At 68.9% G+C, this 9,391-nt stretch carries 10 protein-coding genes and 3 pseudogenes; 2 read left to right on the top strand and 11 right to left on the bottom strand.

The window, feature by feature from the left end; all coding sequences use genetic code 11:
* The first annotated feature begins 119 nt into the window (after positions 1-119).
* Entirely contained in the window at positions 120-338 is a 219-nt protein-coding gene (locus tag ABZV31_RS37845) for a hypothetical protein (protein WP_355901369.1), read from the top strand.
* Between the two features lie 425 nt (positions 339-763).
* Here ABZV31_RS37845 and ABZV31_RS37840 read toward each other — a convergent pair whose 3' ends face one another.
* From ABZV31_RS37840 to ABZV31_RS37825, 4 genes and pseudogenes are all read right to left on the bottom strand, one after another.
* Positions 764-1,627 carry a helix-turn-helix transcriptional regulator gene (locus ABZV31_RS37840; RefSeq protein ID WP_355901370.1) on the bottom strand — a complete coding sequence of 288 codons (864 nt, stop codon included), beginning with the start codon at positions 1,625-1,627 and terminating at the stop codon, positions 764-766.
* Between the two features lie 42 nt (positions 1,628-1,669).
* A pseudogene (locus tag ABZV31_RS37835) lies at positions 1,670-1,883 on the bottom strand (transposase); the annotation flags it as partial.
* A 189-nt stretch (positions 1,884-2,072) separates the two neighbouring features.
* Positions 2,073-2,827, bottom strand: a pseudogene (locus ABZV31_RS37830) (transposase family protein).
* A 317-nt stretch (positions 2,828-3,144) separates the two neighbouring features.
* A complete protein-coding gene (locus tag ABZV31_RS37825) occupies positions 3,145-4,068 on the bottom strand; it encodes an alpha/beta hydrolase (protein ID WP_355901368.1) in 924 nt (307 codons plus the stop codon).
* Positions 4,069-4,476: 408 nt separating this feature from the next.
* Here ABZV31_RS37825 and ABZV31_RS37820 point away from each other — a divergent pair.
* Positions 4,477-4,575 (top strand): annotated as a pseudogene (locus ABZV31_RS37820) (IS5/IS1182 family transposase); the annotation flags it as partial.
* A gap of 140 nt (positions 4,576-4,715) precedes the next feature.
* Here ABZV31_RS37820 and ABZV31_RS37815 read toward each other — a convergent pair.
* The 7 genes from ABZV31_RS37815 to ABZV31_RS37785 form a co-directional block, all read right to left on the bottom strand.
* Positions 4,716-4,976, bottom strand: coding sequence for a hypothetical protein (locus tag ABZV31_RS37815; RefSeq protein ID WP_355901371.1), 261 nt, complete (start codon positions 4,974-4,976; stop codon positions 4,716-4,718).
* 431 nt (positions 4,977-5,407) lie between these two features.
* The gene (locus ABZV31_RS37810; protein ID WP_355901367.1) at positions 5,408-5,764 is read right to left on the bottom strand and encodes a hypothetical protein; all 357 of its coding nucleotides are present in this window, start codon (positions 5,762-5,764) and stop codon (positions 5,408-5,410) included.
* Positions 5,765-6,061: 297 nt separating this feature from the next.
* Complete coding sequence (locus ABZV31_RS37805; RefSeq protein WP_355901366.1) at positions 6,062-6,346, bottom strand: hypothetical protein; 285 nt, start codon at positions 6,344-6,346, stop codon at positions 6,062-6,064.
* A 757-nt stretch (positions 6,347-7,103) separates the two neighbouring features.
* A complete protein-coding gene (locus tag ABZV31_RS37800) occupies positions 7,104-7,274 on the bottom strand; it encodes a hypothetical protein (RefSeq protein WP_355901365.1) in 171 nt (56 codons plus the stop codon).
* A 124-nt stretch (positions 7,275-7,398) separates the two neighbouring features.
* A complete protein-coding gene (locus ABZV31_RS37795) occupies positions 7,399-7,689 on the bottom strand; it encodes a hypothetical protein (RefSeq protein WP_355901364.1) in 291 nt (96 codons plus the stop codon).
* Positions 7,677-8,366, bottom strand: a complete 690-nt coding sequence (locus ABZV31_RS37790; protein ID WP_355901363.1) for a hypothetical protein — start codon at positions 8,364-8,366, stop codon at positions 7,677-7,679. Before ABZV31_RS37790 ends, ABZV31_RS37795 begins: the two co-directional genes overlap by 13 nt.
* A 545-nt stretch (positions 8,367-8,911) precedes the next feature.
* Positions 8,912-9,391 (bottom strand): transposase (locus tag ABZV31_RS37785; RefSeq protein WP_355901362.1); only part of this gene is annotated, 480 nt, incomplete at its 5' end.

The raw sequence follows: 9,391 nt of genomic DNA, 5'->3' as shown, positions 1-9,391 counted from the left end.
GGTCCGGCCGGGCGTCGGCGACCGGAAGGCCCCGAAGTTCTCAAGGAGACCACGGCCCTCTGACGCGGCGACGGCGGGCCAACGGCCGGCCCCCTACTCAGGTGGAGCTACCGTCGCCCATGGTCGCCGTGGTCCCCGCGCCCGTGGTCGCCGTGGTCGCCCCGCCCGTGGTCGCCGTGGTCCCCGCGCCCGTGGTCGCCGTGGTCGCCCCGCCCGTGGTCGCCGTGGTCGCCGTGGTCGCCCCGCCCGTGGTCGCCGTGGTCGCCGTGGTCGCCCCGCCCGTGGTCGCCGTGGCCACCGTGGTCGTGGTTGTCGTAGTGGACTGCGTGCACCGGTGAGTTGGCCGGCGCGGCGACGGCCGAGGTGGCGGCGCCGCCCAGGGCGAGGGCTAGGCCGGCCATGGCGGCTAGAGGCCATGTGGCAATACGCATAACAAGTCTCCTGGGAAGAGGGATTCCGAATGTGGACCAAACGTGACCGCTCGAGAGGGAGCGTCAGGCTGGTGGCCTGCGCATGCCGTGGGCGAGTGGCGCCTGCACGGTCAAGCACCGACGTCACGAATGTCCGTTTAGTTACTTTTATCCCAACCCTGCGCTTGCGGGAGGGTGGGGTCAAGCGTGGAGGGTGGTAGTGGATGTACCAGCGTGGGCGCTATCCCGTGCGCGAGGTGTTGCGGCTATGGATGGCTGGCGCCTTTTGAGGGGGGTCGATGCCGGTCGGGTACGGTGCCGCCCGGCCGGACCCGTCGACCGGCGGTGGCAGGTCAGTCCGGCGAGGTCGGGGGTGGAGCCTTGTCGTCGATCATCTTACGCAATCGTGCGGCAGTATCCGTGGTCGGCACGGGTGTATAGATCACCACACGCACATCGGGATGGTCCGAGGGCGCCAGGCGGTGTTGCTCGAGGTGCAAGGAGCCGGCGACCGGGTGATGGAAGACGCGCTCACGTGAGGTGAACATTTCGATGTCGCGGCTACTCCAGTCGGCACGGAAGGCTTCGCTGGCCTCGAGAAGCCGCCCGATCAAATGGGAGTAAGGCGGTTCGCCCAGCCGGGGCCCGGCCTCGGCCCTGAATTCGGCGAGGAGGTGGCGGCTGCTGACCTCCCAGTCGGGGATCAGCTCGCGGAGATAGGGATCGGTGAACACCAGCCACAGCAGATTCCGGTCCTGGGCTGGGACGGTCACCACGTTGGGGTACAGGGCCGTATACGTTCTGTTCCACCCTGATATGCACCAGTCCGGTGCGATCGCGTATGCCGGGAAGTTCGTGAGCGCGTCGAGCAGCCGCTGGACGTGGGCCGGGACCGGCGCGGGTAGCGGCTCAGCCGCAGGTCGAGGGGCGGAGTAGCCGGCCAGCGCGAGGATGTAGGTGTGTTCGGCGACAGACAGGCGCAGGGTGCGTGCGACCGCGTCGAGTACCTGCCGGGACGGCTTGATCTCCCGGCCCTGTTCGAGCCACGTGTACCAGGTGACGCTGACGCTGGACAGATAAGCGACCTCCTCACGGCGCAGCCCGGAGGTTCTTCTTCCACCGACCGGAGGCAGTCCGAGGTCGGCGCGCACGACCTGGCCCCGCCGGGCTCTGAGGAAGTCGGCCAGGTCCTGGCGCCGTCGCGCCTCGCCGTTCACGCCTTCCAGGCTAGCGATTAGTGCCACTTCCAGCGTCCGTCTTCAAACAGATCTTGCCCAGAGCAGGAAGAATGCGAGTGTGACCGCCGCCTCGTAGGAGGTGGCGGTCTTCTCGTACCTGGTGGCAATTGCCGCGGAAGCCTTTGAGACGGTTGCAGCAGAGTTCGATGGTGTTGCGTCGGCGGTAGGTCTCTCGGTCGAACTGTGGGGGCCGGCCGCCGCGGCGGCCGCGGTTGTGCCGGTGACGCTGTTGGTCTGTCTTCTCATGACCCGCCGGGATCTGCTGCTGCAGGCGCCCGAGTCGCATGTCCCCCGCCTGGGCCGCCACGGACGGGCAGCTGCCGCTGGACGGCGAGCTCGTCACCGCCGAACCGAGCGGCCTGCCGGATATGACCAGCCGCGACAATCTCGGCGCCGAACTGGAGACGCTGAGCCTTATCCAACCTCAGTTTGAGGTGTTGAGGTGGAGGGTGAGGACTGCCTGGACGAGGCTGGTGATGCGGGTGGTGCGGCACAGCAGCTTGCGCAGGTTTTGAGTGTGGCCATGGCCTGTTCACCGAGGGCACGGATCTCGGCGTGGGAGATGTTGGCGGCATGCTGACCTGCGGACAGCTTGTTCCAGCGACCGCGGTAGGGAACCCGCACGGTGCCGCCGACGCCTTGGTAGCCCTTGTCGGCCCAGCAGCGCACGCCTGACTGGGCGGCGGCGTCGATGATGCCGTGGGTGCGGGCGGCGCGGATGTCGTGCACTGCGCCGGGCAGCGCGGGTGAGGCCCACAGCAGGTTCCCGAATGGATCGGCGAGGACCTGGACGTTCATGCCGTGCTTTTTGTGCTTGCCGGAGTAGTACGGCCGGTCGGCGGCGATGCGGTCGATGGGCAGCAGCGTGCCGTCGAGGATCAGAAACGCCTTCCGCGCCGCCGTGCGGACAGCGGTGGTCAGGTCCGGTGCCGGGGCCGCCAGGAGCTCGATGGCCTCGGCCACGTACCAGTAGACCGTGGCGATCCCGATACCGAAACCGGCTGCCAGCTGGGCGTAGGTGTGACCGCACCGCAGGTGGGCCAGCACCAGCAGAGCCTGCCGGTCGGCGGGGAGCCGGCGCCACCGGGTGCCGCGCTCCAGACGCCGGGCGCGTAGCAGGCCGGACAGGAACCGAAGTGCCGAGCTGGACAGATCGATCCCCGATGGGTGGGCAAGCACGCGAAGCTCCGGGCGGACAGGTTGCTCTGGGGTCGACAACCCATCCACCAGAAGTTTCACCTCTTCCCGCACCCAGCGCCCACACCAACTCAGCGCGTCACCAGCCAGGTTGGAAAAGCCCACTCGCGGCGTGAGCGAGCAATCCCCTGGTCCGTGAGCGACAGGACGGGGTCGGACCGCTGCTGAAGCTGGGCGGGGGTGCTGCGTCGGGCGCACAGGAAGCTGTCGCCTCGGCCGCAGACAGCCGAGGTCGGCCGTAAGCCTTTACGGTTTACGGTCGCCGGCGGCACAGGAAGGAACGCCGTCCCGGAGCGCCGTCAGTGCGCGCGGCGCCTCAGGCGGCGGCCCAGGAGGACGGCTCCTGTGCCGGCGATCAATGAGGCGGCTGCGATGCCGGTGAGTGCGGTCTCGGCCCGGGCGTCATGGGTGGTTCCGGTGGCGGCCAGCGCAGGCCGGGCGGAATCGGCCGCCGTGGCGGCTTGGAGGACGAGGTCGGTGACCGCTTCGGGGTGGGAGACCATGGCCACATGGGAGGAGTCGATCTCCACCGTGTGTGAACCCGCGCGTTTCGCCTCGAAGCGTTCCTGGTCGGGGTTGATGGTCTTGTCCTGCTTCGCGACGAGAGACCACGACGGGATGTGCTTCCAGGCGGCCACCTTGGCCGTCTGCGAGAACGCGGTCGTTGCGGCGGGCCGTTGGGTGGCCGCCAGGATCCTCGTGGTGCTCTCCGGCAGGTCGGCGGCGAAGACCTGATGGAGCCTGTCGGGCTTGAGGTACAGGTCTGTCCCGCTGACGCCGCCGCCGGCCCGGTAGGGAACGGACTTTGTGGCGGTGCCGAGTTCGCTGGGGAACCTGGCGCCCAGGGACATTCCGCTCTCGCCCACGTCGGGCATCAGTGCCGACACGTACACCAGGGACTTCACCCGGGGGTTGCCCGCGGCGGCCGTGCTGATCACGGCGCCGCCGTATGAGTGACCCGCCAGCACGATCGGGCCCTTGATGCTGTCCAGCACGGAGGCGATGTAGGTGGAGTCGTTGTACAGCCCGCGCAGCGGGTTGGCGGGGGCGGTGACGGTGTAGCCACGGCGTTCGAGCCGTTCGACGACCCCGTTCCAGCTGGAGGCGTCCGCGAACGCCCCGTGCACCAGCACGATGGTGGGTTTGGTCGTGGTCGTGCCGCCGTCCGCGGCGACAGGGGCCGCCAGGGCCGTGCACAGGGCCACGGCGCACCCGGCTGCCATGACGTGTGCGCGACGTATTCGGCGCCGTGAACCGGGGACCGGAAATGCTGCCATGTCGTTCTCGCTTTCCGTGAGACCTACGGCACCTGAGTGTTCAGCCATCCGCACCGGCAGGCGCGGCCACGCACTCCAACCGGGTCACAAAAGTGGGCCATGGGAGTGAATGCCGGAGTCGACGGGTGTTCAGAACCTACGTCGTGAGCTGTGTGTATTCCGATGACCGCCCAGCGCCGTGGGCAGAGCACTGGCTCGACTCGCTTTCCGTCGTAGAAACCGTGCCACTGCGCGAACTTCCGTTCGCCTCGGGGAGCACGTCACTCACTGGGTCAGGTCGCCATCAGCTCTGCGCCATCGGCCATCGCGATTTGTGAACATGGGCCCGCCTGAGGTGTTCCGATGTCAGGCCACGCCCGCACCCACGGCATCATCGACACCCTGGCCCAGTCAGGCGTGCGCTGCTGGGCCGACAAGGGCTACCAAGGCGTCGGCGGCACCGTGCGGGTTCCCCCTTTGGGAGTCAGCCCGCCCCGGGAACGCCCGAGGGCATGGCGGTGCGGACAGTCCGGTGCGCGCGAGCCGTCCGCCCACCGGACCGTCGATCGGGGGGCAGGCATACTCGGCCCGTCAGGGCGCTGGGGCGGCCCCCGTCAGCCCTGCCCGGCGGGTCGGCCGACAGCCGCGTCGACCAGCGTGACGGCGGCTGCGTACGCGTCCTGGACGGGCCCCGGGTCGTCGAGGGAGGTGGCCAGTGCCATGGCGCCTTCGAAGAGCACCGCCAGCTGCCCGCCCAAAGACTCAGGATCGGCCGCGCCGGCCTCGCGGGCGGTGTCGGTCAGGCGCCGGGCGAAGTCCCGCTTCTGCGCGATCACCGCATCCCGTACGGCTGCGTCCGTGCCGGCCATCTCCACGGCGGCACTGTGGAAGGGCAGCCGCGGATCCGCGTCCTGGCCGGCGGCGGGGCAAAGACACCGAGGAGCCGCTCGCGGGCTGGGAGGTCGGTGCGCTCCAGGGCCACCTCGCCACGCGGCGCGCGCCCGCTCGAAACGGCGCTGCCCGGTCCCGGCAGCGCCACACTGATCACCGCCATCGGCGCGCTCTCCCTCGCCCTGGTCCGGGGACCCAACTGGGGCTGGGGATCCCCGGCCGTCGTGGTCAGCACACGCGAATCACCAAACTGGCTGGGTACGGCGTTGTCTGGTCGGCATCACCGCTCTGCGGATCCGCTGGCAGGGCGCCTCCAGGGCATCCGCAGTATCCGCGGGGCGGTGCCGGTGTTCCCGCCCCTCAGGGTGAGGCGCGGGAAGGACGTTCGAAGGCCGCCCTCTTGGCTGGTGCGGTTTCAGTTGTCGAGGTACAGGCGCGCTGTCGCCGTCTTCGTCCCGTCGAAGGTGAACTCGAAGTTGCGCCGTTCGCCCCATCCGCACGCGTCTTCCACGCGGTTCTGGCCGTTGCCTGCCGAGACGCTGACGAACGCGCAGTCCCCGTCGGCGCGGGTGTCCTCGACCCAGCCGTAGACCTTCAGGCGCTTGCCGGTGCAGCTCAGGGTCCAGTGGGCCTGAGCGCCCGGAATTTTGGGGGACGCGGACGAGGGGCAGGTGGCGGCGCTTGCTGGGGTGGCGGCGCCGAGGGCCAGTCCTGCGGCGAGGACGGTGGCTGACAGGGCGGAGGCGAGCGTTCTTCCAAGTGCGGGGGTCATGGGTTTTCCTTCCTATCAGGGGCGTTGATGAGGGAAATGTATGGGCGGCAACGGGTGAAGCATGGCGTTTTACCCGTGTGAGTGATGGTGTGATGCGGGGCTGCCGGGAGCTTGAAGCGAGCATCCTGGCGGAGTAGACCGTCACTCGAGCCACCGCCGCCGTCCGCGGACTTCTAGGCACCTCCGGCCAGGAGCCGCCGCGCGGGGGCGTCCTCGGGAAGCATCCGGGACGCGCCCGGCTAGCAGCGAGGAAAGGCTGGGCGAGGCTGACTCGGAGGGGCCGAGGGGCGCGCTCTCCTACCGGGCCAGAGCCGCCGTGACCGGAGCGTTGGGGCAATACCCCAGCTGCTCGGAACGGGCCGTTTGCCAGGCGGCGTCCACGCTCGGGCCCCAGCGGGTCTTGTCGGCCACCCGGTCGGTGACGTACCGGCAGCGGTAGACCTCGGCCGACGGCAGCCACATGCTGGGGTCCTCGTCGGTCTTGGACTGGATGCTGGCCGCGGACACCGCGATCAGCACCCGTTCGTCGCCCAGGTCGTTGGCGTACGCCTCCCGCTCCCCCAGCGCTCCAGGCGAAGGCACCGGAGTCCCGGGCCTCGGCGAGCGGCACCAGGTGGTCGATATCCAGGCTGCGGGAACCGGTGATGGAGCGGTCGTCGTAGGGCGAGTACCACTCCCCTCCCGTCAGCGAGCAGTCCGCCCCCTGCTCGGGTGCGGCGAACGCTTCCGCCTTGAGGGCCTTGGCACGCGTGTTGCAGCCGTCGTGCGGATCGTTGCCCCTGCGTTCCAGTGGCGGAGGCTGTCGCGGGACTCGCTGCCCACAGGCAGATGGGCAACGGCCTCGGTCAGGGGCACGGTTTCTGCGGCGTGAGCGGAGGGTGAGCCGGTGAGGGGCAGGACGCCGAGCGTGGCGGCGGCCAGGCCGCAACAACACAGAGTTGAGCATGTGCGGTTGATAGCGGACCGGCAACGGCTGTGGTCACCGGGCGCCGCGGATATCGCCCATGTGGGGGATTGGTCGTACCCGTGGAAGGAACGCCGGGACCGGCAGGCCGCTGGCGGTCTGCCGGGTTCGTTCGCGCGGGCCTGCCCGGGGCGGGTGCGCCGCCTGGCGGTCGGGCGGCGAAGCCGATGTTGGTGACGTACTCGTACCGGCCCCGCGCAGAGCCGAGGTCCACAACGGCGTCGCTGGCCCAGGTGCCGCCGACCAGTCACATGACGCCGGCCGTCCTGGCCGCACCGCTCGGCGGGTACCAGATGCTGTTCGGCACGCTCACCGCCCTCTTTTGACTCGCCCTGCTTTCTGGCTTCCCGTGAGCGCCGCCTGGTCACGGCCGCATCAAGAAAGGTACGGAGCCACGGCAGTGGCGACCAGACCGCAGCCGAGGTAGCTGTTCAGCGTGTGGAAGTCGACGGCGGCGATGTGGTGCTCGTAGTGGCCGTCGACGTCGAACCGGTCCCCCAGGCGCCGGGGCACGGCGACCAGGTCGCCGAGGTCCGCGATGTTCATTCAGCGGTGCAGGCCGGGCGGCCGACTGCCACGGCCACCCGAAGGCGCGGGCTCCAGCATGTCGAAGACCCCGCAGGGCAGCCCGAGCGGAGCGCCCACCCGCTGCCTGATGTCGAACTCCTGGTCACTCTCGGCTCAACGGTGCACTTCCCAGGCCCAGTTGACCAGCTATGGAGGCGAGAACCGCGGCGGGATCACGCTGCCGGGCGTGGACTGCGGCGAGCAGCGGAGGCCGGTTGAAGCGCAGGTGCCGGGGGACGACGGACCTGATCGTCCAGGACACCTCCGCCAGCTGGGGGTGCGCCAGGCAGGCCAGGACACCGAGGAGCGCTGACTTCCCCGACCCCGGACTTCCGGTGACCACCATGATCCGCCGCGCCGGGTCGTCCTCGAGCCACTCCTTCAGCTTTTCCAACTGTTTTTTCCGGCCTGTGAAGAAGCAGCGGCCGGCGACGTTCTGCTGGTGCGGGGTTCCGGAGGCCCGGGAGACGAAATGCAGGGGGTCGAGGGCGGGTCGACGGCCGACGCGAACTGCCACAGGCCGTTCTCCAGGTGCTGCCGGCAGCGAGCGGCCGGGGTCTCGCGGAAGCCGGGATGGCTGAGGAAGGGCGGAACAGGAACGTCGGCCTCGGGGTGCGCCGTCCGCAGCACCCGCTGAGGAGGACTGCCCTCGATCTGTGCCAGACGCGTCAGTTCCCGGTCGATCTCCTGCGCGAAGGTCTCCACCGGCACGTGCGTAAGGCTGGGAGACAAGTCCAGCCAGCCGGCTTTCAACCGGCTCAGGACGGCGCCCGTGGCCCGCGAGAACCGTGCCCCGTAGGCCTTTCCGTCCTCGGCGCAGGCGGCGATGACCCAGGCGCGTCTCCGGTCGGCCGGCAGGCCGTGCAGCCACTGCTGCAGAGGGACGCGACCTGAGCCGCAGACGTCCAGAAGGAACAGCACGGGAGGACCGTCGCCGGCGTTCTCCACCTCATCGAGCCATCGGCCGATGTTGGCGGCCGTCCGGTCGGGGCGGCCGGAATCGGTGTTTTTGGTTGCCAGGTAGAGGGAGTTGCCGGTCCGGCCGTTGATGCCGTGCCCGATGAAGTGCAAGATCAGCCCGGCACCGCTACGCGTGCAGTCGTCGTAGGCGTACTCCCAGGGTCCTTCAGTTCGTCGTACACCAGGTCGAGCCGTGCGCTGTCCCCGTGCAGTGACACCCCCGGGTGCCTATCCAGCAGGCCAGTTCCGGGGCGACGGCCCGGACGGACGGCAACGGACCCAACGGGGGGCCGGGCGAGCGGATCGCCCGAGGTCCGCGTGCTCTCGTCAAAAGTGCTCATCCCGACTACGAGCGCTTTGGCCACGAGCCCCTCCCCCCTGCCGACCTGAAGCGGATTGTAAGAGAACCGGCCCACCGTCCCCGACGATCTCGGCTCGAGGGAGGAGCTGGACAGGAGCCGCTGCGCCGTCGCCTCGGTCACCATGCGAGCCCTCAAGGCAGCACTCGCCATGCCGCAGCGATCCGGCTCGGCAGGCCGCATACGCACACACCCGCCAGAACCCAAGACCGCAGCTTGCTGACGCACCAAGTGACGTTCGGCTATGCCTGTGCACTTGGGAAGTGCCGCCCGTGACAGATGAGACAAGCATGTTTCTTAGAGGGCGTTTGATTTGAGATGATCACCCCTTATGTCCTGGTAGGTTCCTCGCAGGGTGGGTGTGGTCTCGTCCGTTATGCGCTTGGTGAGGTTGTCGATCGAGGCGATGTGGATCATGGCTTCGGAGCTGGCGGGAAGGGTCTCGTAATCGCGGGACAGGCGCCGGCGTAACATAAGCCAGCCGAGACTTCGTTCCGCTACCCAGCGCCTTTTGACGACGTGAAAGCCGCGGATTTCCGGGTTTCTGTTGACGACTTCGACGTCGATTCCGAGGTTGGCGCCATGCTCGATGACGGCGTTCTTGAAGCCGGTGTCGAACCAGGACTTGGATATGGTCGGGTACGTCTTCTTGGCCTGGTCGAGAAGCTGTATTCCTACGGCTTTTTCGGAGAGGCTCGCGGCGGTGACGATCACGGCGAGGAGGAGCCCGAGCGTGTCGGTGATGATGCCTCGCTTCCTGCCGACGATCTTCTTGGC

It is taken from the genome of Streptomyces sp. NPDC005202 (assembly GCF_040608235.1).
Lineage (GTDB): Bacteria > Actinomycetota > Actinomycetes > Streptomycetales > Streptomycetaceae > Streptomyces.
Note: the sequence above shows the minus strand (reverse complement) of the source record. Positions and strands in the feature narration are given on the sequence as shown.

Excerpts from the sequence above, each read along its gene's own strand:
- ABZV31_RS37800 (WP_355901365.1), bottom strand. The coding sequence starts at position 7,274 with ATGAACATCGCGGACCTCGGCGACCTGGTCGCCGTGCCCCGGCGCCTG.
- ABZV31_RS37810 (WP_355901367.1), bottom strand. The coding sequence starts at position 5,764 with ATGACCCCCGCACTTGGAAGAACGCTCGCCTCCGCCCTGTCAGCCACC.
- ABZV31_RS37825 (WP_355901368.1), bottom strand. The coding sequence starts at position 4,068 with ATGGCAGCCGGGTGCGCCGTGGCCCTGTGCACGGCCCTGGCGGCCCCT.
- ABZV31_RS37845 (WP_355901369.1), top strand. The coding sequence starts at position 120 with ATGGTCGCCGTGGTCCCCGCGCCCGTGGTCGCCGTGGTCGCCCCGCCC.